Genomic DNA, 25,687 nt, shown 5'->3' with positions numbered 1-25,687 from the left:
AATTGGGGACGTTGCAAAATTTAAGTGCCTCTGTTTTTCTGGGACGCATGGCAATCATCAGTACGGCCGGCCTGGCCCGGACCTTCACGACCAGGCGCGGCCCGGTCGAGGCCGTGCGCGGCATCGACCTGACCGTCCGCGCGGGCGAGATCCTCGGCTTCCTGGGCCCCAACGGCGCCGGCAAGACCACCACCCTGCGGATGCTCACGACGCTGCTCGCCCCCACCGGCGGCGCGGCCACCGTCGCCGGCCACGACCTGGCGACCGACCCCGCGGGGGTCCGCGGGGCCTGCGGGTACGTGGCGCAGTCGGGCGGGGTGGACACGCAGATCACCGTGCGGGAGGAGCTGGTCACCCAGGGCCGCCTGTACCGGCTGCCCCGGGCGCGGGCCGAGGAGCGCGCGGACGAACTCGCCCGCGACCTGGACCTCACCGCGCTGCTCGACCGCAAGTGCGGCGCGCTCTCCGGCGGTCAGCGGCGGCGGCTGGACATCGCGATGGCGCTCACGCACCGCCCGAAGGTCCTCTTCCTGGACGAACCGACCACCGGCCTCGACCCGGGCAGCCGCGCCGACCTGTGGGACCTGGTGCGGCGGCTGCGCGACGAGCAGGGCACGACGGTCTTCCTCACCACCCACTACCTCGACGAAGCCGACGCGCTCTCCGACCGGCTGGTCGTCGTGGACGGCGGAGTGGTGGTCGCCGAGGGCACGCCGACCGCGCTGAAGCTGGAGTACGGCGGCTCGATCGACGCCCCGCTCCAGGACACCTTCCTCGCCATCACCGGCCGCAGCGCCGCGCCGGCCGACGCCGCGCCCGTGGCCGTATAGAACGCCGAAGCAGGCGTACCACACCCCGAGATCCGAGGCTGACCCGATGCTGTTCCACGACACCGCGCTCATCTACGGCCGCTATCTGCGCCAGTCCCTGCGCTCCCGCTTCGCGCTGCTGTTCGGCGTGCTGATGCCGCTGCTGTACCTGCTCTTCTTCGGCCCGCTGCTGACCGATCTGCCGCTCGGCGGGCGGGGCAGCTCCTGGCAGGTGCTGGTGCCGGGCCTGCTGCTCCAGCTCGGGCTGTTCGGCGCCTCCTTCGCCGGCTTCTCGGTCATCATCGAGAACGGCCAGGGCGTGGTCGAACGCATGCGCGTCACGCCGGTCAGCCGACTGGCGCTGCTGCTCGGCCGGGTGCTGCGGGACGCCACGGTCTTCGCCTTCCAGGCGGTGCTGCTGGTGCTGGCGGCCGTGGTGATGGGCCTGCGGGCGCCGCTGGCCGGGGTGCTGATCGGCTTCGCGTTCGTCGCCCTGCTCACGGTGTCGCTGGCGTCGCTGTCGTACGCGCTGGCGATGAAGGTCCGCACGCCGCAGGAGTTCGGGCCCGCCGTCAACGCGCTGACGATGCCGTCGATGCTGCTGTCCGGCCTGATGCTGCCGATGACCCTGGGACCGGCGTGGCTGGACGTGCTGTCGCACCTGATGCCGTTCCGCTATCTGGTGGACGCGGTGCGGGACGCCTACGTCGGCAGCTACGCGACGGCACACATGCTGTACGGCACGCTGGTGGCGCTCGCGTTCACCGCACTGGCCGTGACGGTGGGCACACGCGTGTTCCGTACCGCCGGTGCGTAACTAGGCTGGCCTCATGGTCAACCTGACGCGCATCTACACCCGGACCGGCGACCAGGGCACCACCGCCCTCGGTGACATGAGCCGGGTCCCCAAGACCGACCTGAGGATCTCCGCGTACGCCGACGCCAACGAGGCGAACGCGGTGATCGGCACGGCGATCGCCCTGGGCGGTCTGCCGGAGGACGTCGTCAAGGTCCTCGTCCGGGTCCAGAACGACCTGTTCGACGTGGGCGCGGACCTGTCGACGCCGGTGGTGGAGAACCCGGAGTTCCCGCCGCTCAGGGTCGAGCAGTTCTACGTCGACAAGCTGGAGGCGGACTGCGACCGCTTCCTGGCCGAGGTGGAGAAGCTCCGCTCCTTCATCCTGCCCGGCGGCACGCCCGGCGCGGCGCTGCTGCACCAGGCGTGCACGGTGGTCCGGCGGGCCGAGCGCTCGACCTGGGCGGCGCTCGAGGCCCACGGCGAGACGATGAACCCGCTGACCGCGACCTACCTCAACCGCCTGTCCGACCTCCTGTTCATCCTGGCCCGCGCGGCGAACAAGGAGGTCGGGGACGTGCTGTGGGTGCCGGGCGGGGAGCGCTGAGCGCTCCGCTGGGTGTGGGGGGCGGTGCCGTCGTTCGTCTGCGGCGCCGTCGTGGCTGGTCGCGCAGTTCCCCGCGCCCCTTCGGGGCGCGTCAGCGGCGCGCCGAACGGAACAGGCCCCACAGCGTCTGCGCGCCGCCCACGCACATCATCACGACGCCGACCTTCGTCAGGTCCACGACGGGGACCTCCACGTCTCCGGCGAACAGCAGAAGGGCGAGGCCGACCACCAGGGTGGCGCCGCCCTCCCACACATTCCGCTCCGGCAGGCGACTCATCGGCCCGCCCCTTCCTTCTCGCGCTCGGAGGTGGCATGCAGCGTCCCGGCCGGTGCCTTCTTCGGCCAGATCGTGTAGGTGAGGGCGATCAGGCCGTGGATGCCGGCCGCGCGCCAGGCGGTGTACTGCCAGCTCTCCAGGGACGTGGTGCGGCTCGGGTCGTCGACGTACCACATGGCGATCTGGAGCAGCCCGGTCGCCACCGCGGCGGCGAGCAGCGTGCCGAGCCACACCTTGCCCTCGTGCCGGGCGCGGGCCAAGCCGTAGCGCGGCGGTCCGGCCGGCTTCGGGGCGCCGCCGATCCGGTGGGCGGCGTGGCCGTCGAGCCACTTCACGGTGCGGTGGCCGTGACCGACGGTGTAGCCGATGTACAGCGCCGCGAGACCGTGCTTCCAGCTCGGGTCGGCGCCGTTCTTCAGGTCCAGCGCGGTGACCACCAGCAGCACGACCTCCAGCAGCGGCTCGCACAGCAGCAGCGCCAAGCCCGTGCGCGGCATCCGCAGCAGATAGCGGACGGACAGCCCGGCCGCCAGCAGCACCCAGAAGCCGATCTCGCAGACGATGATCAGGGTGACGATCACGGTTCGCTCCTCTCGATCGCCCTTCCAGGCTCCCGTGCCGCACGCCCGGGATCGTCGTCGCCGGTGACGAACCTCCGGTACATCGAAAGATGCAGTGCGGGACCCTTCCCCGGCATCAGGCGGGCGGGCCCCGGGCCGTGTTGGATGGGGACATGGCCGTACGACTCCCCCGCCCGCGCCGCTTCGACTGCTACGTCGCCGCGGCCGGACTGCTCGGCGGCCTGCTGCTGTGGGGGATCGGGCTGGGCGTGCGCCCGGCCGACGAGCCGGTCGTGCTGTTCGACGGCAAGTGGCCGCTGCTGGTCCCGCTCGCGGTCATGGCGGCCTGCGAACTGCTGCGCCGGTCCGCTCCCCGCACCGGCCTGCTGATCGGCACCGCCGCGCTGATCGGGGACACGCTCACCCAGGGCAGCCTGGTCACGGTGATCATGTACACCGACGTGATGTACGCCGCCGTGCTCTACGGCCCGCCCGCCTCGGCCCGCCGCATCCCCTGGATCACCGGGCTGCTCACGGTGGCCGGGACCATCGTGCCGTTCGCCCTGTGGCGCCAGCCCGAGGCGCTGCTGATCGGGGTCGCCGTCGGGATCGTGTCCTTCGCCCCCGCCTCCACCGGACTGATCGTGCGCAACCACCGCGAGGCCGCCGACGCCGCCCTGCTGCGGGCCGAGCAGACCGCGCTGCTGGCCGAGATGGACCGGGTCCAGGCGGTGACCGCGGAACGCTCCCGGATGGCCCGCGAGCTGCACGACATGGTCGCCAACCACCTCTCCGCGATCGCCATCCACTCCACCGCCGCGCTCTCCCTGGACGACCCGGCCACCACCCGGCAGGCGCTCGGCGTGATCCGCGAGAACAGCGTGGAGGGGCTGGCCGAGATGCGCCGCCTGATCGGCATCCTGCGGGACGACGGCGGGGACACCGAGCCGGCCGCCGCCCCCACCCTCGACGGACTCGGCGCGCTCGTCGACGGCGCCCGCGCCAACGGCCTCGACGTCACGCTGGACGCGGCCCCCGGCGAGAACCTGCCCGCGCCGGTCGAGCTGGCCGCGTACCGGATCGTGCAGGAGTCGCTGACCAACGCCCTCAAGCACGGCTCGCCGGGGACGGTCCTGGTCCGGCTCACCCGCGACGAGACGGCCCTGCGGGTGCGCGTGACCAGCCCCTACGGCGGCCGGGACACCCCCCGCGCACCCGGTTCCGGCGCCGGTCTGGTCGGCATGCGGGAGCGGGCGGCGCTGCTGCGCGGCAGCTTCGAGGCCGGGGCGGTGGCGGACCCCGGCTCGCCGGACGGCAAGATCTGGGCGGTGTGCGCCGTGCTGCCCCTGACCGAAGGAGACCTGGCATGATCCGCGTCGTCGTCGCCGAGGACCAGTCCGCCGTCCGCGCGGGACTGGTGCTGATCCTCGGCAGCGCACCGGACATCGAGGTCGTCGGGGAGGCCGCGGACGGCGAGCGGGCGGTGGCGCTGGCCCGGGAGCTCCGTCCCGACCTGGTGCTGATGGACGTTCAGATGCCCCGCATGGACGGTGTGTCGGCGACCGCGCTCGTGGTCGGCGAGGGGCTTGCCGACGTGCTGGTGCTGACCACCTTCGACCTGGACGAGTACGTCTTCGGGGCGCTGCGGGCGGGAGCCGCCGGGTTCCTGCTGAAGAACACGGAGGCCAAGGACCTGCTCGCGGCCGTGCGCACGGTGGCGGGCGGCGAGGGCATCGTCGCCCCGGCCGTCACCCGGCGCCTGATCGCGGAGTTCGCCGCGAAGCCGGTGCGGGATCCGGCCGCCGACCCGGCGGTGCTGCGGGAGCTGACCCGGCGGGAGCGCGAGGTGCTGTCCTGCCTCGGCGAGGGCCTGTCCAACGCCGCGATCGCCGAGCGTCTCGACATGGCGGAGGCCACGGTGAAGACGCACGTCAGCCGCCTACTGGGGAAGCTGTCGCTGCGCAGCCGGGTGCAAGCCGCGGTGCTCGCACAGGAGTTGGGGATCTAGTTCCCGCTCCGGTTCCGGTTTCGACCGCGGCAAGCAGCACTGGTCCAGACCTATTGACCTAAGGTCCAGACCTTTCTATTCTCGCGGCACTGTGGACATGAGGCTCAGTCATGGCCACAACACAACCTCACATAAGGAGGCGCAGCATGCGCTTCAGACACAGAGTCGCGGCCCTCGTCGCGTGTCTGTCACTCCCGCTGGCCGGACTGGTCGGCCTGGCGAGTCCGGCCCAGGCCGCGACGAGTGCCACGGCCACGTTCAACAAGACCTCGGACTGGGGCACGGGGTTCGGCGGCAACTGGACGGTGAAGAACACCGGGACCACGACCCTCAGCTCCTGGACCGTCGAGTGGGACTTCCCCTCCGGCACCAAGGTCACCTCCGCCTGGGACGCCACGGTCACCAACTCCGGCGACCACTGGACCGCCAAGAACGTCAACTGGAACGGGACGCTCGCCCCCGGCGCCTCGGTCTCCTTCGGCTTCAACGGCAGCGGTCCGGGCTCCCCCTCCAACTGCAAGCTCAACGGCGGCAGCTGCGACGGCGGCTCCGTCCCCGGTGACGCCGCCCCCTCCGCGCCCGGCACCCCCACCGCCTCGGACGTCACCGACACCTCGGTGAAGCTGTCCTGGTCGGCGGCGACCGACGACAAGGGCGTCAAGAACTACGACGTCCTGCGCGACGGCGCCAAGGTCGCCACCGTCACCGGCACCACCTACACCAACACCGGCCTGACCAAGGGCACGGACTACTCGTACACGGTCCAGGCCCGCGACACCGCCGACCAGACCGGCCCGGTCAGCGGCGCGGTCGCCGTCCGCACGACCGGCGGCGGAGGCGGCGAGCCGGACCCCGGCGCCGAGGTCAAGCTGGGGTACTTCACCAACTGGGGCGTCTACGGGCGCAACTACCACGTGAAGAACCTGGTCACCTCCGGCTCCGCCCAGAAGATCACGCACATCAACTACGCCTTCGGCAACGTGCAGGGCGGCAAGTGCACCATCGGTGACGCCTACGCCGACTACGACAAGGCCTACACCGCCGACCAGTCCGTCGACGGCAAGGCCGACACCTGGGACCAGCCCCTGCGCGGCAACTTCAACCAGCTGCGCAAGCTGAAGGCGCAGTACCCGCACATCAAGGTGCTGTGGTCCTTCGGCGGCTGGACCTGGTCCGGCGGCTTCCCCGACGCCGTGAAGAACCCGGCCGCCTTCGCGAAGTCCTGCCACGACCTGGTCGAGGACCCGCGCTGGGCCGACGTCTTCGACGGCATCGACCTGGACTGGGAGTACCCGAACGCCTGCGGACTGAGCTGTGACACCACCAGCGGCCCGAACGCCTTCAGCAGCATGATGAAGGCCATGCGCTCCGAGTTCGGCCAGGACTACCTGGTCACCGCGGCCGTCACCGCCGACGCCTCCGACGGCGGCAAGATCGAGGCCGCCGACTACGGGGCCGCCGCGCCGTACATCGACTGGTACAACGTGATGACGTACGACTTCTTCGGCGCCTGGGCGAAGAACGGGCCGACCGCCCCGCACTCGCCGCTGACCTCGTACCCCGGCATCCCGCAGCAGGGCTTCAACTCCGCCGAGGCGATCGCGAAGTTCAAGGCGAAGGGCGTGCCGTCCGACAAGCTGCTCCTCGGCATCGGCTTCTACGGCCGCGGCTGGACCGGCGTCACCCAGTCCGCGCCCGGCGGCACGGCGACCGGCCCGGCGACCGGCACGTACGAGGCGGGCATCGAGGACTACAAGGTCCTCAAGAACAGCTGCCCGGCCACCGGCACCGTCGCCGGCACCGCGTACGCCCACTGCGGCAGCAACTGGTGGTCCTACGACACCCCGGCCACCGTCAAGTCGAAGATGGACTGGGCCGAGCAGCAGAAGCTCGGCGGGGCCTTCTTCTGGGAGTTCAGCGGCGACACCGCGAACGGCGAGCTGGTGACCGCCATCGACAGCGGTCTGAAGTAACGGGCCCTCTAAGCGACGTTGACGCGCTGACCGGGCGGGGCTGCTTCCAGCCACGCGAGGAATCCGGTCAGCGCGTCTTCGCTCATCGCCAGTTCGAGCCGTGTGCCCCGGTGCAGACAGGCCAGGACCACGGCGTCGGAGAGCAACGCCAGCTCCTCCTCGCCGTCGGGCACCCGGCGGCCGGCCACCTCGATCGCGGAGCGTTCCAGTACGCGGCGGGGGCGCGGGGAGTACGAGAAGACGCGGTACCACTCGACCCGGTCGCCGTTGTAGCGGGCGACGCCGTAGGACCAGCCCTTGCCGCCGGTGTCACCCTCCTTGGGGGCGTCCCAGCGCAGGGAGCAGTCGAACGTGCCGCCCGAACGCTGGATCAGCCGGCGGCGCAGACCGAAGACGAAGAGCCCGATCACCACCAGGGCGACGACACTTCCGCACACAGTCAGAGCGAGGACCATCGACACCGACCTCCTCGTCTCCTAGGTAACGGAACGGAAAAAACACCCGGATCTGCCTCAGCCGCGGCCGGGTCCGGATTGCTCCGGTCCCAGCCGCGGCTGAGTCACGTCATAGCACAGCGCCGTCGATCAGCGCCCCGCCGCCGCGCGCAGTCGGACGTCCGCGCGACGCTCGGCGTGGGCGTCGCCCTCCGCCTTCGCGCGCTCGAGCTCCCGCTCCGCACGCTGGACGTCGATCTCGTCCGACAGCTCGGCGATCTCGGCCAGCAGGGACAGCTTGTTGTCGGCGAACGAGATGAAACCGCCGTGCACCGCGGCGACGACCGTCCCACCGTCACTCGTACGAATGGTCACCGGGCCCGACTCCAGCACACCGAGCAGCGGCTGGTGACCGGGCATGACGCCGATGTCGCCGGACGTGGTGCGCGCGACGACCAGGGTGGCCTCGCCGGACCAGACCTCTCGGTCGGCCGCGACCAGCGCGACGTGCAGATCAGCAGCCAAGGTGGCTCCTCGGGTCACCACCCGGCGGGAGAGCCGGGTGTTGGTTACAAGTCTAAGGGGCGTGACGGAGGGGGCGGGACGCGCCCGCCCCCTCCGGTGTGAGCCGTGGGGCTCACCACGAGCGCGAGGCTCAGGAGACGCCGAGCTCCTTGGCGTTCTTCTTCAGGTCCTCGATGCCACCGCACATGAAGAACGCCTGCTCCGGGAAGTGGTCGTACTCGCCGTCGCAGATCGCGTTGAACGCGGTGATCGACTCGTCCAGCGGCACGTCCGAACCGTCCACGCCGGTGAACTGCTTGGCGACGTGGGTGTTCTGGGACAGGAAGCGCTCCACGCGGCGGGCACGCTGGACGACCAGCTTGTCCTCCTCGCCGAGCTCGTCGATACCGAGGATCGCGATGATGTCCTGCAGGTCCTTGTACTTCTGCAGGATGTTCTTCACGCGCATCGCGGCCTGGTAGTGGTCCGCCGCGATGTACCGCGGGTCGAGGATGCGGGACGTCGAGTCCAGCGGGTCCACGGCCGGGTAGATGCCCTTCTCGGAGATCGGACGGGAGAGCACCGTCGTCGCGTCGAGGTGGGCGAAGGTGGTGGCCGGGGCCGGGTCGGTCAGGTCGTCCGCGGGGACGTAGATCGCCTGCATCGAGGTGATCGAGTGACCACGGGTCGAGGTGATGCGCTCCTGGAGGAGACCCATCTCGTCGGCCAGGTTCGGCTGGTAGCCCACCGCGGAGGGCATGCGGCCGAGCAGGGTCGACACCTCGGAACCCGCCTGGGTGAAGCGGAAGATGTTGTCGATGAAGAACAGCACGTCCTGCTTCTGGACGTCACGGAAGTACTCGGCCATGGTCAGGCCGGCCAGCGCGACGCGCAGACGGGTGCCCGGCGGCTCGTCCATCTGACCGAAGACAAGCGCGGTCTTGTCGATGACGCCGGACTCGCTCATCTCGTCGATGAGGTCGTTGCCCTCACGGGTGCGCTCACCGACACCGGCGAACACGGAGACACCGTCGTGGTTGTTGGCGACGCGGTAGATCATCTCCTGGATGAGCACCGTCTTGCCCACGCCGGCGCCGCCGAACAGGCCGATCTTGCCGCCCTTGACGTACGGGGTCAGCAGGTCGATGACCTTGACGCCGGTCTCGAACATCTCGGTCTTCGACTCGAGCTCGTCGAAGTTGGGCGCCTTGCGGTGGATCGGCCAGCGCTCACCCGTGTACTGCTCGTCGACGTTCAGCACCTCACCGAGGGTATTGAACACCTTGCCCTTGGTGAAGTCGCCGACGGGGACGGAGATGGCCGAACCCGTGTCGGTCACCGGGGCCTGGCGGACCAGACCGTCGGTGGGCTGCATCGAGATGGTGCGGACCAGGCCGTCACCCAGGTGCTGGGCGACCTCCAGGGTCAGGGTCTTGAGCTCACCCTCCTGGGCCGGGTCGGCGACCTCGACGTGCAGCGCGTTGTAGATCTCCGGCATCGCGTCGACGGGGAACTCCACGTCGACGACCGGGCCGATGACGCGCGCGACGCGGCCGGAGGCCACGCCCGACGCAGCGGTCGGCTCAACAGTGGTGGTCATTAGTTGTCACTCCCCGCGGTCGCGTCGGCCAGGGCGCTGGCGCCACCGACGATCTCGCTGATTTCCTGGGTGATTTCGGCCTGGCGGGCCGCGTTGGCAAGACGGGAGAGCGTGTTGATCAGCTCACCCGCGTTGTCGGTGGCCGACTTCATCGCGCGCCGCGTGGCGGCGTGCTTGGAGGCGGCCGACTGGAGCAGCGCGTTGTAGATGCGGCTCTCCACGTAGCGGGGCAGCAGGGCGTCGAGGACGTCCTCCGCGGACGGCTCGAAGTCGTACAGCGGAAGGATCTCGTCCTTCGCCTTGGACTCCTGCGCGACCTCTTCGAGGCTGAGCGGCAGCAGCCGGGAGTCGGCCGCCGTCTGCGTCATCATCGAGACGAACTCGGTGTAGACGATGTGGAGCTCGTCCACGCCGCCCTCCGCCGTCTCCTTCTCGATGGCCTCGATCAGCGGCGCCGCGACCTTCTTGGCGTCCGCGTACGAGGGCTCGTCGGTGAAGCCCGAGAACGACTCCGCGACCTTGCGCTCACGGAAGTTGTAGTGGGCCAGACCGCGGCGGCCGACGATGAACGTGTCGACCTCCCTGCCCTCGCGCTCGAGGCGCTCGGTGAGCCGCTCCGCCGCCTTGATGGCGTTGGAGTTGAAGGCGCCGGCCAGACCGCGGTCGCTCGTGAGGAGCAGGACCGCGGCACGGGTCGGGTTCTCCGCCTCCGTGGTGAGCGGGTGCTTCGTGTTCGACCCGGTACCGACCGCCGTGACCGCGCGGGTGAGTTCCTGCGCGTACGGCGTGGAGGCCGCCACCTTGCGCTGCGCCTTGACGACGCGCGAGGCGGCGATCATCTCCATCGCCTTGGTGATCTTCTTGGTCGCGGTGACGGATCGGATGCGACGCTTGTAGACCCGGAGCTGGGCTCCCATGAGTCAGGTCCCTTCCTTACGTCACTTGGCGGCGGACGGGGCGTCCTCGCCGAGCAGCCTGCCGTCCGAGGTCTCGAACTGCTTCTTGAACGACGTGATCGCCTCGGCGATGGCCTGCAGGGTGTCGTCGGACATCTTGCCGCCCTCCTTGATGGAGGTCATGAGGCCCTGCTCCTGGCGGTGCAGGTACTCCAGCAGCTCCTTCTCGAAGCGGCTGATGTCGGCGACGGGCACCTCGTCCATCTTGCCGGTGGTGCCGGCCCAGACGGAGACGACCTGGTCCTCGGTGGCCATCGGCTGGTACTGGTCCTGCTTCAGCAGCTCGACCATGCGCTGACCGCGCTCCAGCTGCGACTTCGACGCGGCGTCCAGGTCGGAACCGAAGGCGGCGAACGCCTCCAGCTCGCGGAACTGGGCGAGGTCGACGCGGAGCCGGCCGGAGACCTGCTTCATGGCCTTGTGCTGGGCGGAGCCACCGACGCGGGAGACCGAGATACCGACGTTCAGGGCCGGACGCTGACCGGCGTTGAACAGGTCGGACTCCAGGAAGCACTGGCCGTCGGTGATGGAGATGACGTTGGTCGGGATGAACGCCGACACGTCGTTGGCCTTGGTCTCGACGATCGGCAGACCGGTCATCGAACCGGCGCCCTCGGCGTCGGAGAGCTTGGCGCAGCGCTCCAGCAGACGGGAGTGCAGGTAGAAGACGTCACCGGGGTAGGCCTCGCGGCCCGGCGGGCGGCGCAGCAGCAGCGACACGGCGCGGTAGGCGTCGGCCTGCTTCGACAGGTCGTCGAAGATGATCAGGACGTGCTTGCCCTCGTACATCCACTGCTGGCCGATGGCCGAGCCGGTGTACGGCGCCAGGTACTTGAAGCCGGCCGGGTCGGACGCCGGGGCGGCCACGATGGTCGTGTACTCCAGCGCGCCGTTCTCCTCCAGCGCGCGGCGGACCGACGCGATGGTGGAGCCCTTCTGGCCGATGGCGACGTAGATGCAGCGGACCTGCTTGTTCGGGTCGCCCGTGCGCCAGTTGTCACGCTGGTTGATGATCGTGTCGACGGCCAGGGCGGTCTTGCCGGTCTGCCGGTCGCCGATGATCAGCTGGCGCTGACCGCGGCCGATCGGGGTCATGGCGTCGACGGCCTTGTAGCCCGTCTCCATCGGCTCGTGCACCGACTTGCGCTGCATGACCGTGGGGGCCTGCAGTTCGAGGGCGCGGCGGCCCTCGGTCTCGATCTCGCCGAGGCCGTCGATCGGGGCGCCGAGGGGGTCGACCACGCGGCCGAGGTAGCCCTCGCCCACGGCGACCGACAGGACCTCGCCGGTGCGGGTGACCGGCTGGCCCTCCTCGATACCGCTGAACTCACCGAGGATGACGCAACCGATCTCGCGCTCCTCGAGGTTGAGGGCGAGGCCGAGGGTGCCGTCCTCGAACTTCAGCAGTTCGTTGGCCATGGCCGAGGGAAGGCCCTCGACCTTCGCGATGCCGTCGCCGGCAAGGGTGACCGTACCGACCTCCTCGCGCGAGGCCGCGTCCGGCTTGTACGACTGGACGAAGTTCTCCAGTGCGTCCCGGATCTCCTCCGGCCGGATCGTGAGCTCCGCCATCTGAGTTCCCTGCTCTCCTTGTTGGGCCCGAAGTTTCACTTGGGGGGTATTCCACGAGTCGGGGACTCCCCCCAAAAAGAGGTGAATCCTCTGCACGGCCCAACCAGGGCCGTCGTAAGTACGTACTGCTTGTTCTGCTGTGTGCCGTCGGCCACGGTGGACCGGCGCCGCCGCTAGCTCGCCAGTCGGCGGCCGGCGTCCTCGAGGCGGTCCGCGATGGAGCCGTTGATGACCTCGTCACCGACCTGCACCCGGATCCCGCCGACGACCTCGGGGTCGACGTCGAGGTTCAGGTGCATCGGACGGCCGTAGACCTTCGCCAGGGCCGCGCCGAGGCGCCGCTTCTGCGTGTCACTCAGCGGCACCGCCGAGGTGACGACGGCGACCATCCGGTCACGCCGGTCGGCGGCGAGCTTGGACAGGGACTCGAGTCCCGACTCCAGGCTACGTCCCCGCGGTGCGGTGACAAGGCGCGTCACCAGACGCTCGGTGGTCACGTCCGCCCGCCCGCCGAGCAGGCTGCGCAGCAGCTCGCCCTTGGCCGAGGTGGTGGCCGAGCGGTTGGTCAGCGCGGCGCGCAGCTCGGTGTTCGAGGAGACGATCCGGCCGAACCGGAACAGCTCGTCCTCCACGTTGTCGAGCCGGCCCGCCTTCTGCGCGGCGGTGAGGTCGGCGGTGCTCGCCAGCTCCTCCAGCGCGTCCACCAGGTCGCGCGACTGCGACCAGCGGGAGCGCACCATACCGGCCACCAGGTCGGCGGTGGTACCGCTGACCTGGCTGCCGAAGAGACGCTGGGCGAGTTCGGCCTTGGCCTCGCCGGCCTGCGCCGGGTCGGTCAGGACCCGACGCAGTGACACCTCGCGGTGGAGCAGCGCGGTGACGGCGGCCAGCTCGTCGGCGAGCGAGCCGGCGTCCACGGACGTGGAGTCCGTCAGCGCGTCGAGACGCTCACGTGCGGCAGCCAGGGCCTCGCGGCTCGCTCCGTTCATCGGGTTGCCTCTGCCTTCGTCGCCTTGTCGTCCAGCTCGTCGAGGAAGCGGTCGATGACGCGGCTCTGACGGGCGTGGTCCTCAAGGGACTCGCCGACGAGCTTGCCGGCCAGGTCGGTGGCCAGCTTGCCGACGTCCTGGCGCAGCGCGGACGCGGCGGCCTTGCGGTCGGCCTGGATCTGGGCGTGACCGGCGGCGATGATCTCCTCACGCTGCCGCTGGCCTTCCGCGCGCATCTCGGCGATGAGCGTGGCGCCCTGCTCCTGCGCCTCCTGGCGCAGGCGCGCGGCCTCGTGCCGGGCCTCGGCGAGCTGGGCCTTGTACTGCTCAAGGACGCTCTGGGCCTCGGTCTGTGCGGCCTCGGCCTTCTCGATACCGCCCTCGATGGCCTCGCGACGCTCTTCCAGAACCTTGTTGATGTTCGGGAGCAGCTTCTTGGCGAGGAAGCCGAAGACGATGACGAAGGCGATCAGGCCGATGACAAGCTCGGGGATCGGCGGAACGAGAGGGTTCTCGCCCTCCGATGCCGCGATCGTGAGCAGCTGGCTCATGTGGGTGCCTTTCGTCTAGTCGGCTGGTCTGTGTCAGCGATCAGTAGCCGTAGACGAACGGCATGACCAGACCGATCAGGGCCAGCGCCTCACAGAAGGCGAAGCCGAGGATCTGGTTGGCACGGATCAGGCCGGCGGCCTCGGGCTGACGGGCCAGGGCCTGGGTGCCGTTACCGAAGATGATGCCGACGCCGACGCCGGGGCCGATGGCGGCGAGACCGTAACCGATGGAACCGAGGGAACCTTCGACGGCAGCAAGGGTCTGGGACATGCCAGTTCTTCCTTTTCCTTTACGGACCGGTGGGGGTTGGCCACCGGACGACTTGGTGGAGGGCGGGTTGGGTGCCGGCTCAGTGGTGCTCGGCCAGCGCGCCCTGAATGTAGGTGCACGTGAGCAGGACGAACACGTAAGCCTGCAGGGCCTGGATGAACAGCTCGAAGGCGGTCATCACGATGACCATCACGAACGAGACGCCCGCGTAGGCGATGCCGACACCGTTCAGCAGGTACCAGCTGGCGATCGTGAACAGGAGCAGCAGCGTGTGCCCGGCGAACATGTTCGCGAACAGTCGCACGGCGTGGGTGAACGGCCGGATCAGCAGGTTCGAGAAAAGCTCGATCAGCATGGCCAGCGGCAGCACCGCGCCGAGCGACTTGTCGTAGCCGGTGACGTTCTTCCAGAAGCCGACGAAGCCCTGCCGCTTGAAGGTGAGCGAGACCCACAGGACGTAGACGACCAGGGCCAGGACCATCGGGTAGGCGATGATCGAGGTGACCGGGAACTGGGCGACCGGAATGATCGACCAGAGGTTCATCATCCATACGAAGAAGAACAGCGAGACCACGAGGGGGACGTACTTCTCGCCCTCCTTCTTGCCGATGGTCTCGTAGACGACACCGCGCCGGATGAAGTCGTAGCCGGCCTCGGCCACCATCTGGAGCTTGCCCGGGACCACCTGCGGCTTGCGGAAGGCGGCCCAGAAGAAGCCGACGATGATGATCGAGCCGAGCAGCGCCAGCAGCATCGTCTTGTTGAAGTACAGGTTGCTGTCCCCATCGCCCAGAAGGGGCTGGAACAGGAACGAGTGCAGGCCCGGGGAGACCTCGGCGAAGCCACAGCCGTCGAAGATGTGACAGTTGGTGTCGAAGGCGAGCACCTGTGTCGGGTCAGCACTCACCGCGGGCTCCTTCATCGTGGCGCATGGGTACGGCAACCTCGTTGTGTCGGCGCGGCGCGGGGCCGCAGTTCGGCACGGGACTGGTGTTACGGATGTGGGGGCGGCTGTGGGGCATCTCGCCTCGCGATTGAGCAGGCGTCAGCTCGGATGCCCGCGCCCGCGATGCCGCAGTTGGCACCGGACGATAGCAGGACTTCACATGCCTCTTTATCCCGGCCCTACCCCTCACGACGAGTGGCCCGTCTTCTCGGGCTTGTCCCCCGAGGACTCGGGCTCGACGTAGAGGATCTTGGCCTTCATGTGGGCACGCGTCTGGGCGGCGATCCAGGCGAGGGTGCCGGCGACCAGGGTGAGCGCGAAGGCCCGGGGATTGAACAGCGTCGTGTTCTTGAACGCGGCGACGAAGATGAACAGCAGAAGAATCTGCGCCGCGTAGAGCATCAAGCCCATCGCCTGGAAGAGGTGCGGAAGCGATTTGGCGGTGCGCTGCAGGATGTAGAGGCCCAGCCCCATGAAGAGGATCACCACCACCGTTCCCACCACGGCTCCGACCGCGCCCTTGCCGCCGGCGGCCACGGCGCTGACGACGGCGGCTACTGCGCCGACGGCAGCCGTGGGCACGGCAGCCTGAAGCAAGGTCCGGACGTCATTGGACGGCATGGCGGCAACTCCGCTTTTCACAGGGGGCAGGGTGTCGTCATGGACGAGCGTAGTCCCGGGCCGAACGGAGTCCTCACGCCCAAGAGACCGTCGCACTACGGTCCTTAGGCTCTACCCGGGGGTTCTCGTGAACCGTATCACAAACTATTTGATGAGGTCTTTACCTGTGGGTGTGCTTGCTGTCACACATGAGAGTGACAGTGCGCGTATGTGCAATCACTGCACCCACTTGTCTGGTAATGGGGCGATTCGCTCCACCACGACTTGGCAATGCTCTAGTCAGATTCTTACCTTGTGCGCGAACGGGGTCCGATGGCGGTGGCCCCGTTGACGCCCGAGACACCCGCGGCGACCGGCACCCGCTCCTCGGCGGCCTCGTCCGCGACCACCGCCTCCTCCTCGGCCTCCGCCTCCGCGCCGACCCCCCGGCGCCGGTAGCGGGGCGGCACGAACCGCTCCGCCCAGCGCGGGGCGCGCGGTGTGAAGCGCGGCAGCAGGAGCAGGACCAGCCCGATCGCGCTGAGGAAGACCACACCCAGCACGATCCACATGGACGCGGCGTTCACCGAGTAGGCGAGCGCCCCGAAGGCGATCAGCGCCGAGAAGAAGTACATGATCAGCACCGCGCGGCTGTGCGAGTGCCCGATCTCCAGCAGCCGGTGGTGCAGGTGCCCGCGGTCCGCCGCGAACGGCGACTGGCCGCGCCAGGTCCGCCGGACGATCGCCAGGATCAGGTCGGCGGCCGGGACGGCGATGATGGTCAGCGGCATCACCAGCGGGATGTAGACCGGCACCATCTGGTGGACCGAGTTGCGCTCGGACCCGGAGAACAGGTTCATCAGGTCGGGGTCGACCTGCCCGGTGACGGAAATCGCGCCGGCCGCCAGCACCAGCCCGATCAGCATCGAGCCCGAGTCGCCCATGAAGATCCGGGCGGGATGCATGTTGTGCGGGAGGAAACCCAGGCACATGCCCATGAGGATGGCCGCGAAGAGCGAGGCGGGCGCCGCGGCCTCGATGCCGTACGAGTACCAGATCCGGTAGGCGTACATGAAGAACGCCGCCGCCGCGATGCACACCATGCCCGCCGCGAGGCCGTCGAGGCCGTCCACGAAGTTGACCGCGTTGATGGTGATGACCACCAGCGCCACCGTCAGCAGGGTGCCCTGCCACTGGGTGAGCGCCACCGTGCCGACGCCGGGCAGCGGAATCCACAGGATGGTCAGACCCTGCACCACCATCACACCGGCGGCGATCATCTGCCCGCCCAGCTTGATCAGGGCGTCGATCTCGAACTTGTCGTCCAGGACGCCGATCAGCCAGATCAGGGCGGCGCCGGAGAGCAGGGCGCGCGGTTCGTTGGACTTCTCGAAGACCTCACTGAGGTTGGTGAGGTGGTCGGCGACGAGCAGGCCCGCGCACAGTCCGAAGAACATGGCGATCCCGCCGAGCCGCGGAGTGGGTTCCCGGTGCACGTCACGTGCCCGGATCTCCGGCATCGCCCCTGCCACGATCGCGAACTTCCGTACCGGCCCTGTCAGCAGATACGTCACCGCGGCCGTGATGCAGAGCGTCAGCAGGTATTCACGCACGGGCTTCCCCACAGGTCTCGCTGGCCATCCTCAGCCCCACACCCTAGCGATGCACGCATACGGTTGAGGACTTCCGGGTATCGACGATGGTTGCACGAGTGGCTGTGCACGTGCGTACGTCCACCCCACCTCAGTCCGGATACGGCGGGAATTCCGTGACCAGGGCGCGCACGTCGTCCCGGGCGGCGGCCGGGTCGGTGTCGCCGCGGAGCACCCCCGCGAGCAGCGTCGCGACCGCCCGCATCTCCCGCTCCCCCATGCCCTGCGTGGTGACGGCCGCCGTGCCCAGGCGCAGTCCGCGGAGGTCCGCGTGCGGCAGCGCGCAGCAGTCCAGCACGATCCCGGCCGCCGCCAGCAGACCCCGCGCGGTCCTGCCGTCGACGCCGAGCGGGGCCGGGTCGGCGGTGAGCAGGTGGGTGTCGGTGCCGCCGGTGGTGACGACCAGGCCCTCGGCGGCCAGGTGGGCGGCGAGGACCCGGGCGTTGGCGATCACCTGATGGGCGTAGGCCGCGAAGGCCGGGGTCGCCGCCTCCCCGAAGGCGACCGCCTTGGCGGCGATGGTGTGCATCTGCGCGCCGCCCTGTGTGAAGGGGAACACGGCCCGGTCCACCCGCTCCGCCAGTTCGCTCCCGCACAGCACCATGCCGCCGCGCGGACCGCGCAGCACCTTGTGTGTGGTGGCGCACACGATGTCGGCGTACGGCACCGGGCTGGGCGCCACTCCCCCGGCGACGAGTCCGATCGGGTGGGCGGCGTCCGCGATGAGGTAGGCACCCACCTCGTCGGCCACCTCGCGGAAGAAGGCGTAGTCGAGGTGGCGGGGGTAGGCGATCGAACCGCACACGATCGCCTTGGGCCGGCGCGCCCGGGCCAGGGTGCGTACCTGGTCGTGGTCGACGAGCCCGGTCTCCGCGTCCACCCCGTAGCCGACGAAGTCGAACCAGCGGCCGGAGAAGTTGGCGGGCGAACCGTGCGTGAGGTGGCCGCCGTACGGCAGGCCGAGGGCGAGGACGGTGTCGCCGGGGCGCAGCAGGGCGGCGTAGGCGGCCAGCACGGCGGAGGAGCCGGAGTGGGACTGCACGTTGGCGTGCTCGGCGCCGAAGAGGTCCCGCGCGCGCTCCACGGCGAGCCGCTCGGCCATGTCGACGATCTCGCAGCCGCCGTGGTGGCGGGCGCCCGGGTAGCCCTCGGCGTACTTGTTGGCCAGCGGGGAGCCGAGCGCGGCCAGCACGGCGGGGGACGTGAAGTTCTCGGCGGCGATCAGCTGGAGGGTCGTCGACTGCCGGCGGCGCTCGGCGACCAGGATCTCGGCCAGTTCGGGGTCCTGGCGGCCCAGTCCCGCGAGCGTGCTGTCTTCGGCCAGGGGGACCTCGTGGGTGACCGACATGGTGTGCTCCGGGCGTGCGTCGACGGTGACGTACGACCAATGTAGGCCCGAGGGGCGGATGCCGCCCGGCGTCGCGGGCCGTACGCCCTACGCCCGCGCCGCGACCCCCGTCACGCCCGCGTGGGAACCCCGGTCAGCGCCGTCACCACCGGGTCCAGTGCCTGGTGTATCTCGTCGCCGACCGAGCGGAAGAAGGGCAGCGGCGCGCCGTAGGGGTCGTACACCTCGTCCGCCTCCACCGTGGGCGCCAGGAGCCACCCGCGTAGAGCGGCCGCCGCGCGGACCAGGGCGCGTGCGCGGGTGACCACACCCTCGTCCAGGGACGGCAGCGTCGCCGGGTCGATGGCGTTGACCAGGCGGGTGAACTCCTTGAGGGTGAAGGTGCGCAGTCCGGCCGAGTGGCCCATGGAGATGACCTGCGCCCGGTGGTCCCGCGTGGCGGTGAGCACCAGGTCCGCGCGGATCACGTGCTCGTCGAGCAGCTCACGCCCGGTGAACCCGGCCGCGTCCGCGCCGAAGTCCGCGAGGACCGTCTCCGCGTTCGCCTCCATGGGCGCGCCCTCGTGGCCCCAGGTGCCCGCGCTCTCCACGATGAGGCCGCCGCCCAGCACGCCGAGCCGCTCCGTCACGAAATGCCGGGTCAGCCGCTCGGTGATGGGCGAGCGGCAGACGTTGCCGGTGCTGACGTGGAGGATGCGGAAGCTGTCGCGCGGAAGCCCGACGAACGTTGTCGTGATCTCCGCGGCACGTTCCCCGTTGCCTATGCCACGCCCCGTCCCAGGGGCCGTCAATTCGCCACCTCGAGGTCGGGTACCACCTTGCGCAGCTCCTCGGCGGAGAGCGCGCCCGCGCGCAGCAGCACCGGCACCTCGCGGGTGACGTCGACGATGGACGACGGGACGTTGCCGGGGGTGGGGCCGCCGTCGAGGTAGACGGAGACGGAGTCGCCGAGCATCTGCTGGGCGGCGTCGCAGTCCTCCGGCGCCGGGTGGCCGGTGAGGTTGGCGGAGGAGACGGCCATGGGGCCGAACTCGGTGAGCAGCTCGATGGCGACGGGGTGCAGCGGCATGCGCACGGCGACCGTGCCGCGGGTGTCGCCGAGGTCCCACTGGAGCGACGGCTGGTGCTTGGCGACCAGCGTCAGCGCGCCCGGCCAGAAGGCGTCGACCAGCTCCCAGGCCAGCTCGGAGAAGTCGGTGACCAGGCCGTGCAGGGTGTTCGGGGAGCCGATGAGGACGGGCGTGGGCATGTTGCGGCCGCGGCCCTTGGCGTCCAGCAGGTCGGCGACGGCCTCTCCGGAGAACGCGTCGGCGCCGATGCCGTACACCGTGTCGGTCGGGAGCACCACGAGCTCGCCTCGGCGGACGGCGGACGCGGCCTCGCGCAGACCGGTCACTCGGTCGGTCGCGTCGTTGGTGTCGTATCGCCGTGCCATTTAGCGGGCCTCCTCGTACACGTACTGCGGGATGGAAGTCGGGGCGGTGCTCACGGCAGTGCCTTGCGGGCGGTCGCGAACCGCGGGCGGTTGTTGAGGTCGGGGTGGTCGGCCGCGTCGGCCCAGCCCCGCTCCTCGGTGAAGATCCACGGCACCTGGCCGCCCTGGGTGTCGGCGTGCTCGACGACGACCACGCCGCCGGGGCGCAGCAGGCGGTGCGCGGTGCGTTCCAGGCCGCGGATCAGGTCGAGGCCGTCCTCGCCGGAGAACAGGGCCATCTGCGGATCGTGGTCGCGGGCCTCGGGGGCGACGTACTCCCACTCGGTGAGCGGGATGTACGGCGGGTTGGAGACGACCAGGTCGACCTGTCCGTCGAGGTCCGGGAAGGCCGCCAGGGCGTCTCCCTGGCGCAGCTCGACCCTGGACCCCTCCATGTTCTTGCGCGTCCACCTGAGCGCGTCCTCGGACAGCTCCACGGCGTACACGCGCGAACGGGGCACCTCCTGGGCGAGCGCGAGCGCGATGGCGCCGGAGCCGGTGCACAGGTCGACGATGCAGGGTTCGACGACGTCCATGGCGCGCACCGCGTCTATGGCCCAGCCGACGACGGACTCGGTCTCGGGGCGGGGCACGAAGACGCCGGGGCCGACCTGGAGCTCCAGGTAGCGGAAGTAGGCGCGGCCGGTGATGTGCTGGAGCGGCTCGCGCGCCTCACGGCGGGCGACGACCTCCCAGTAGCGGGCGTCGAACTCCGCGTCCGGCACGGTGTGCAGCTCGCCCCGCTTGACGCCGTGCAGGTACGCGGCGAGTTCCTCCGCGTCGGTGCGCGGTGACGGCACGCCGGCGTCGGCCAGCCGCTGGGTGGCCTGGGCCACCTCCATGAGCAGCAGGTTCACGCTGGTCCTCCGGGGCTGAGCTGTGGTCCGGTGTGGGTGGTGCGGCGGTGCTAGGCGGCGGCGAGCTTGGCGGCCGAGTCCGCGTCGACGCAGGCCTGGATCACCGAGTCGAGGTCGCCGTCCAGGACCTGGTCCAGGTTGTACGCCTTGAAGCCGACGCGGTGGTCCGAGATGCGGTTCTCCGGGAAGTTGTACGTGCGGATCTTCTCGGAGCGGTCGACGGTGCGGACCTGGCTGCGCCGGGCGTCCGCCGCCTCCTTCTCCGCCTCCTCCTGCGCGGCCGCGAGCAGCCTGGAGCGCAGGATACGCATCGCCTGCTCCTTGTTCTGCAGCTGGCTCTTCTCGTTCTGGCAGGAGGCGACGACCCCGGTCGGGATGTGCGTGATGCGCACGGCGGAGTCGGTGGTGTTGACGGACTGGCCGCCGGGTCCGGAGGACCGGTAGACGTCGATGCGCAGGTCGTTGGGGTTGATCTCGACGTCGATCTCCTCGGCCTCGGGCGTGACGAGCACGCCGGCCGCGGAGGTGTGGATACGGCCCTGCGACTCGGTGGCCGGCACTCGCTGCACGCGGTGCACGCCGCCCTCGTACTTCAGCCGCGCCCAGACGCCCTGACCGGGCTCGGTGGCGCCCTGGCCGCCCTTGGTCTTCACGGCGACCTGGACGTCCTTGTAGCCGCCCAGCTCGGACTCGGTGGCGTCGATGATCTCGGTCTTCCAGCCGACCCGCTCGGCGTAGCGCAGGTACATGCGCAGCAGGTCGCCGGCGAAGAGCGCCGACTCGTCGCCGCCCGCGCCGGCCTTGACCTCCAGGATGACGTCCTTGTCGTCGCTGGGGTCGCGCGGGACGAGCAGGAGGCGGAGCTTCTCGGTGAGCTCCTCGCGCTGCTTGTCCAGCTCCTTGACCTCGGCGGCGAAGTCGGGGTCGTCGGCGGCCAGCTCGCGCGCGGTCTCGATGTCGTCACCCGTCTGCTTCCAGGAGCGGAACGTGGCGACGATCGGGGTCAGCTCGGCGTAACGCTTGTTCAGCTTGCGCGCGTTGGCCTGGTCGGCGTGGACCGACGGATCGGCGAGCTTCGTCTCCAGGTCGGCGTGCTCGGCGACGAGTTCCTCGACGGCCTCGAACATCTTGGGCTCCTGCACTGCGGGGGAAGGGGAAGGCGGGCGACCAAAAACGCCGGTCCCGGCGCTCCCCCGGGCGGGGGATGCGGCCGTGGACCGGCGGTTGGGGGCTCGCTACTTCTTGGAGCCGGCGGAAGCCTTGCCGAAGCGGGCCTCGAAGCGGGCCACACGGCCACCGGTGTCGAGGATCTTCTGCTTGCCCGTGTAGAACGGGTGGCACTCGGAGCAGACCTCGGCGCGGACGGTGCCGGACTCGATGGTGCTGCGGGTGGTGAACGACGCGCCGCAGGTGCAGCTGACCTGCGTCTCGACGTACTCGGGGTGGATGTCGCGCTTCAAGGTGTCTCCTAGGTTCGGGAGGGCACCGGGTCGCCGCCGCGGGGTGCGGGAGCGTGAACCGGGGCCGACGTACCAGTCTGCCAGGACTGGGGTCACTCCCCAAAACCGGGGGCCGCCCTCATCTATTCCGAGGCGTTCACGAGGCGTTCACGACGCCCTTGGCACCGCCGGCGGCCGTGCCCTCGGTGGCGCTCGCGGGGATCGGCCGGTCGTTCTTCAGGGCCGTCCACACCTGCTGGGCCTTGTCCTTCTCCATCAGGACCCGGTTGGCGTCCGCGGGGTCGTAGATCACCGGCATGGTGACCATGTTCATGCCCTCGGGGCTGATGCCCTTGAGGCCGCTCGCGAAGGACATCAGGGAGTTCACCGAGCCCAGCTCGGAGTCGGTGGTCACGGTCTTGGTGGCGGTGTCGGCGAGGTCGTACAGCTTCTTCGGGTTGCCGAGCACGCCGACGTCCTTGACCTGCTCGACCAGGGCCTTCACGAAGGCCTGCTGGAGCTGGATGCGGCCGAGGTCGGAGCCGTCGCCGACGCCGTGCCGGGTGCGGACCAGGCCGAGCGCCTGCTCTCCGTCGAGGGTGTGGGTCCCGGCGGCGAGGTCCAGGTGGCTGTCGGGGTCCTTGATGCTCTCGGTGGTGGTGACCTCGACGCCGCCGAGGTCGTCGATGAGGTTCTGGAAGCCGCTGAAGTCGACCTCCAGGTAGTGGTCCATGCGCAGGCCGCTGATCGATTCGACGGTCTTCACGGCGCAGGCGGCGCCACCGGTGGAGTAGGCGGAGTTGAACATGACGCCGTCGGCGGCGGGCTGCTCGTCGCCGTTGGTGCCGGTGCACGCGGGGCGGTCGATGAGGGTGTCGCGTGGGATGGAGACCACGCTGGCCTTCTTGTGGCCCTTGTGGACGTGCACGATCATCGCCGTGTCCGAGCGCGCGGTGCCGTCGTCGGTGCCGCCGCCGAGCTTGTCGTTGCCGCCGGAGCGGGTGTCCGAGCCGAGCACCAGGATGTTCTGGGAGCCGTTGTCGGTCTTCTCGGGCCGGTCGGCACCGAGTGCCTGGTCGATGTCGACGCTCGTGAGGTTGCCGTTCAGCTTGAAGTACAGGACTCCGGCGCCGGTGCCGCCCAGGACCACGATGCCCGCGGCGCTCCAGGCGGCGACGAGCAGGGCCTTGCGCCGCCTGGCCCGGGGCTTGCGGCGGCGGCCCTTGCCCCGGCGGCCGGGTCCGGTGGCGCGGGACTCTCCGGGGCCGGGTATCGCGGGGTCCGGCGTGCTCTCGGCTGACATGGGCTCCTCAGTGTTCGTCCGGTCGGTCTACCCCCTGCGCTCAGGGTCGGGGTCGGTCGGCCCGGCGGTTTTCCACCGGTACCTCACCATCGTCCCCCCGTAGCTGAGACGGCGGAACTCGGGACAGGGTTGCACAACGCTCTGTGCCCGATTCGTAGCGATTCGGACACAGAGCGTAGTGAGAGGAGCCGTGAATCAGGCGGTCACCTGGGGTTTCAGCCGAAGATGTCGTAGTTGCCGTACCCGCCGCCGACCTTCACGGCTGTGGCGAAGGTCGCGGATCCGGTCTTCCCGGTGCCGCGGTACAGGTACATGTTCCCGTACTTCGTGATGGCCAGGACGTCGGCCTTCCCGTCGCCGTTCACGTCGCCGGGCGAGACGACGGTCTTCACCTCGGGCCAGCTGCGCAGCTTGACACGCGAGGTGAAGGCGCCCGCGGCCTTCCCGGTGCCCCGGTACAGGTAGAGGTCCCCGTTCCAGGCACGGCCGAGCAGGTCCGCCTTGCCGTCGCCGGTGAAGTCACCGTGGCCGCGCAGCTGGCTGTACGCGGTCAGGCCGGCGGTCACCCGGACGCGTCCGGCGAAGTAGCCGTTGCCGCGGCCCGGGTAGAGCCACAGGGTGTTCGCCGAGTCGAGGGAGAGCAGGTCGGGCAGGGTGTCGCCGGTCAGGTCACCCGGAACGAGGATCTGCTTGCGGCTGCCCCAGCCGGTCGCCAGGGTCCGGTGCGACCAGGACTGGGTGGACGGCTGGTAGTGCGTCCAGACCAGCTCGCCGCCCAGACCCCGGTTGAGCAGGTCCTGGTAGCCGTCCCGGTCGAGGTCGGTCTGCACGACCAGGTTCACGCCGCTCCAGTCGCCCCAGGCCTCACGGGCGGCGAAGGAGTTGCCCCGCGAGAACTGGGAGTAGCCGACCTTGCTGGACGCCTGGCGCAGCCACAGGTCGGCGCGCCCGTCACCGCTGATGTCGGTGTCCTCCACCCGTGGGTAGGTGACGCCGGCAAAGGTGCTGACCTTGGCGAAGACTCCGTAGGCGCCTCGGGCGACGCAGTCCTCCACACCCCAGGAGACGACGCCCACGACGCGCCCGCCGACGACCAGGGGGCCACCGGAGTCACCGTTGCAGGCGGTGACGGTTCCCTCGTCCGAGCCGGTCGCGGGCTCGCCCGCGCAGACCATGTGCCCCTTGACGAAGTCGGCCCCCCAGGCCGCGGCGCAGGTGGCGTCGGACCGGATCGGCAGCGTCGCCGTCTTCAGCACGTCGGAGATCTCGTCGGAGGCGGAGCTGGTGCGACCCCAGCCGTACACCTTGGCGCTGGTGCCGGCCCGGTAGGAAGCCGTGTCGTCGGCCGTCGTCATCGGGATCGGCTTGGCCGAGACCGGGTTCGGCAGGGTCAGCAGCGCCATGTCGTTGTCGATGGTCACCGCGTTGTACGACGGGTGGTTCCACTGCCGCCACACACCGGAGACGGTGCCGCCGTGCAGGTCACCGTTGGTCGCCAGCTGAGCGGTGCCGGTGACGACGGCGCCGTTGGCGTTCCAGTTGTAGCCCTGGACGCAGTGCGCGGCGGTGAGGATCTTCGTCGGCGCGATGACGGTGCCGCCGCAGAAGAAGCCGATGTCGTCGGCCGCGTCGCCGTTGCCGCGGTCGTCGAAGTACCAGAGCTGCGCCATCCAGGGAGCGGTCGAGATGCCGGTCTCGGTGCCGCCGATGATCTTCGGATCGATGGCGGCGGCACCGGTGGTGTCGCCGCGCTGGGCCTTGCCGGTGCTCTGGCCGGCCTTGTCGTCACCGGCGACGGCGCCGGCGACCCGCCGCTCCAGCTCGGCCTGCGGCACCGTTCTGGCGGCCGGCTCGAAGGCCGGGCCCGGCAGGGCGGGTGCGGCCGTGGCGGACGACGTCATCAGCGCCGCGGCCAGCACTGCGGCCACGCCCGTGGCGAGCGCGGGCAGGGCGAGGCTGGTCCTGCGTCTGCGGCGGCGGGGCCGGTCGGACGCGGACAGGGATGTGCTCACTCAAGTCCCCCCAGGAGATGAGAAACAGGCGAAATCGAGCAGTCACGGCGCCGGCTGATCCCCCCGGACGCCGCACCCTCGAGAAGCCGTGATCGTACACCTGTTCCAGAGGAAACGCAGGGCCGCCCGCGTCACGGTGTGACGCGGGG

27 protein-coding genes are annotated in these 25,687 nt (G+C 70.1%); 6 read left to right on the top strand and 21 right to left on the bottom strand.

Annotated elements, in window-relative coordinates; translation table 11 throughout:
* Positions 1-47 precede the first annotated feature (47 nt).
* From ACFC1X_RS35055 to ACFC1X_RS35045, 3 genes are read left to right on the top strand one after another with little or no spacing between them, the layout of a single operon-like run.
* Entirely contained in the window at positions 48-830 is a 783-nt protein-coding gene (locus ACFC1X_RS35055) for an ABC transporter ATP-binding protein (protein ID WP_376361979.1), read from the top strand.
* Positions 831-876: 46 nt separating this feature from the next.
* A complete protein-coding gene (locus tag ACFC1X_RS35050; protein WP_376361976.1) occupies positions 877-1,626 on the top strand; it encodes an ABC transporter permease in 750 nt (249 codons plus the stop codon).
* 13 nt (positions 1,627-1,639) lie between these two features.
* Positions 1,640-2,212, top strand: a complete 573-nt coding sequence (locus ACFC1X_RS35045; protein WP_376361973.1) for a cob(I)yrinic acid a,c-diamide adenosyltransferase — start codon at positions 1,640-1,642, stop codon at positions 2,210-2,212.
* Between the two features lie 91 nt (positions 2,213-2,303).
* On the opposite strand, the gene ACFC1X_RS35040 is transcribed toward ACFC1X_RS35045, so the two are convergent.
* Together ACFC1X_RS35040 and ACFC1X_RS35035 are read right to left on the bottom strand one after the other, a co-directional pair.
* The gene (locus ACFC1X_RS35040) at positions 2,304-2,489 is read right to left on the bottom strand and encodes a DUF5708 family protein (protein ID WP_376361970.1); all 186 of its coding nucleotides are present in this window, start codon (positions 2,487-2,489) and stop codon (positions 2,304-2,306) included.
* Positions 2,486-3,070: a hypothetical protein gene (locus ACFC1X_RS35035; RefSeq protein WP_376361968.1), complete on the bottom strand. Its 585-nt coding sequence runs from the start codon at positions 3,068-3,070 to the stop codon at positions 2,486-2,488. The genes ACFC1X_RS35040 and ACFC1X_RS35035 overlap by 4 nt, the downstream gene beginning before the upstream one ends.
* Positions 3,071-3,222: 152 nt before the next feature.
* Here ACFC1X_RS35035 and ACFC1X_RS35030 point away from each other — a divergent pair, with 152 nt between their 5' ends.
* The 3 genes from ACFC1X_RS35030 (at position 3,223) to ACFC1X_RS35020 (ending at position 7,030) form a co-directional block, all read left to right on the top strand.
* A complete protein-coding gene (locus ACFC1X_RS35030) occupies positions 3,223-4,419 on the top strand; it encodes a sensor histidine kinase (RefSeq protein ID WP_376361965.1) in 1,197 nt (398 codons plus the stop codon).
* On the top strand, positions 4,416-5,057 hold the full coding sequence (locus ACFC1X_RS35025; RefSeq protein ID WP_376361963.1) for a response regulator: 642 nt from the start codon (positions 4,416-4,418) through the stop codon (positions 5,055-5,057). The genes ACFC1X_RS35030 and ACFC1X_RS35025 overlap by 4 nt, the downstream gene beginning before the upstream one ends.
* 146 nt (positions 5,058-5,203) lie before the next feature.
* Entirely contained in the window at positions 5,204-7,030 is a 1,827-nt protein-coding gene (locus ACFC1X_RS35020) for a glycosyl hydrolase family 18 protein (RefSeq protein ID WP_376361960.1), read from the top strand.
* A gap of 8 nt (positions 7,031-7,038) precedes the next feature.
* Here ACFC1X_RS35020 and ACFC1X_RS35015 read toward each other — a convergent pair whose 3' ends face one another.
* The 19 genes from ACFC1X_RS35015 to ACFC1X_RS34925 form a co-directional block, all read right to left on the bottom strand.
* Entirely contained in the window at positions 7,039-7,485 is a 447-nt protein-coding gene (locus ACFC1X_RS35015; protein WP_376361958.1) for a DUF2550 domain-containing protein, read from the bottom strand.
* Positions 7,486-7,614: 129 nt separating this feature from the next.
* Positions 7,615-7,989 carry a F0F1 ATP synthase subunit epsilon gene (locus tag ACFC1X_RS35010; protein WP_064729863.1) on the bottom strand — a complete coding sequence of 125 codons (375 nt, stop codon included), beginning with the start codon at positions 7,987-7,989 and terminating at the stop codon, positions 7,615-7,617.
* A 130-nt stretch (positions 7,990-8,119) separates the two neighbouring features.
* On the bottom strand, positions 8,120-9,568 hold the full coding sequence (gene atpD / locus ACFC1X_RS35005) for a F0F1 ATP synthase subunit beta (RefSeq protein ID WP_376361954.1): 1,449 nt from the start codon (positions 9,566-9,568) through the stop codon (positions 8,120-8,122).
* The gene (locus ACFC1X_RS35000; RefSeq protein ID WP_376361951.1) at positions 9,568-10,485 is read right to left on the bottom strand and encodes a F0F1 ATP synthase subunit gamma; all 918 of its coding nucleotides are present in this window, start codon (positions 10,483-10,485) and stop codon (positions 9,568-9,570) included. The genes atpD and ACFC1X_RS35000 overlap by 1 nt, the downstream gene beginning before the upstream one ends.
* A gap of 21 nt (positions 10,486-10,506) precedes the next feature.
* Positions 10,507-12,096 (bottom strand): F0F1 ATP synthase subunit alpha, encoded by a 1,590-nt coding sequence (gene atpA, locus ACFC1X_RS34995; protein WP_376361948.1) that lies wholly within the window; start codon positions 12,094-12,096, stop codon positions 10,507-10,509.
* A gap of 173 nt (positions 12,097-12,269) precedes the next feature.
* Positions 12,270-13,085, bottom strand: a complete 816-nt coding sequence (locus ACFC1X_RS34990) for a F0F1 ATP synthase subunit delta (RefSeq protein ID WP_376361945.1) — start codon at positions 13,083-13,085, stop codon at positions 12,270-12,272.
* Positions 13,082-13,636 (bottom strand): F0F1 ATP synthase subunit B, encoded by a 555-nt coding sequence (locus ACFC1X_RS34985; RefSeq protein ID WP_376361942.1) that lies wholly within the window; start codon positions 13,634-13,636, stop codon positions 13,082-13,084. The genes ACFC1X_RS34990 and ACFC1X_RS34985 overlap by 4 nt, the downstream gene beginning before the upstream one ends.
* Before the next feature lie 40 nt (positions 13,637-13,676).
* A complete protein-coding gene (gene atpE, locus ACFC1X_RS34980; protein WP_009321656.1) occupies positions 13,677-13,907 on the bottom strand; it encodes an ATP synthase F0 subunit C in 231 nt (76 codons plus the stop codon).
* A gap of 79 nt (positions 13,908-13,986) precedes the next feature.
* On the bottom strand, positions 13,987-14,829 hold the full coding sequence (atpB, locus tag ACFC1X_RS34975; protein WP_376361938.1) for a F0F1 ATP synthase subunit A: 843 nt from the start codon (positions 14,827-14,829) through the stop codon (positions 13,987-13,989).
* Positions 14,830-15,039: 210 nt separating this feature from the next.
* Complete coding sequence (locus ACFC1X_RS34970; RefSeq protein ID WP_376361935.1) at positions 15,040-15,474, bottom strand: hypothetical protein; 435 nt, start codon at positions 15,472-15,474, stop codon at positions 15,040-15,042.
* A gap of 287 nt (positions 15,475-15,761) precedes the next feature.
* Positions 15,762-17,066: an MraY family glycosyltransferase gene (locus tag ACFC1X_RS34965; protein ID WP_376361932.1), complete on the bottom strand. Its 1,305-nt coding sequence runs from the start codon at positions 17,064-17,066 to the stop codon at positions 15,762-15,764.
* 130 nt (positions 17,067-17,196) lie between these two features.
* Positions 17,197-18,453 carry a serine hydroxymethyltransferase gene (glyA, locus tag ACFC1X_RS34960; RefSeq protein WP_376361929.1) on the bottom strand — a complete coding sequence of 419 codons (1,257 nt, stop codon included), beginning with the start codon at positions 18,451-18,453 and terminating at the stop codon, positions 17,197-17,199.
* Positions 18,454-18,563: 110 nt separating this feature from the next.
* Positions 18,564-19,244, bottom strand: a complete 681-nt coding sequence (locus ACFC1X_RS34955) for a protein-tyrosine-phosphatase (RefSeq protein WP_376361926.1) — start codon at positions 19,242-19,244, stop codon at positions 18,564-18,566.
* Positions 19,241-19,888, bottom strand: a complete 648-nt coding sequence (locus ACFC1X_RS34950) for an L-threonylcarbamoyladenylate synthase (protein WP_122616247.1) — start codon at positions 19,886-19,888, stop codon at positions 19,241-19,243. Before ACFC1X_RS34950 ends, ACFC1X_RS34955 begins: the two co-directional genes overlap by 4 nt.
* Positions 19,889-19,938: 50 nt before the next feature.
* A complete protein-coding gene (gene prmC / locus ACFC1X_RS34945) occupies positions 19,939-20,784 on the bottom strand; it encodes a peptide chain release factor N(5)-glutamine methyltransferase (protein ID WP_125493191.1) in 846 nt (281 codons plus the stop codon).
* 50 nt (positions 20,785-20,834) lie between these two features.
* Positions 20,835-21,911 (bottom strand): peptide chain release factor 1, encoded by a 1,077-nt coding sequence (gene prfA, locus ACFC1X_RS34940; RefSeq protein WP_376361921.1) that lies wholly within the window; start codon positions 21,909-21,911, stop codon positions 20,835-20,837.
* A 108-nt stretch (positions 21,912-22,019) separates the two neighbouring features.
* Positions 22,020-22,244, bottom strand: a complete 225-nt coding sequence (gene rpmE / locus ACFC1X_RS34935; RefSeq protein WP_064729851.1) for a 50S ribosomal protein L31 — start codon at positions 22,242-22,244, stop codon at positions 22,020-22,022.
* A gap of 136 nt (positions 22,245-22,380) precedes the next feature.
* Positions 22,381-23,526 carry an LCP family protein gene (locus ACFC1X_RS34930; RefSeq protein WP_376361918.1) on the bottom strand — a complete coding sequence of 382 codons (1,146 nt, stop codon included), beginning with the start codon at positions 23,524-23,526 and terminating at the stop codon, positions 22,381-22,383.
* 215 nt (positions 23,527-23,741) lie between these two features.
* Positions 23,742-25,427: a trypsin-like serine protease gene (locus ACFC1X_RS34925; RefSeq protein ID WP_376362111.1), complete on the bottom strand. Its 1,686-nt coding sequence runs from the start codon at positions 25,425-25,427 to the stop codon at positions 23,742-23,744.
* Between the last annotated feature and the right edge of the window lie 260 nt (positions 25,428-25,687).

The sequence above is a fragment of the Streptomyces sp. NPDC056128 genome, from assembly GCF_042263835.1.
Lineage (GTDB): Bacteria > Actinomycetota > Actinomycetes > Streptomycetales > Streptomycetaceae > Streptomyces.
This window is presented reverse-complemented; position numbering and strand designations above follow the sequence as displayed.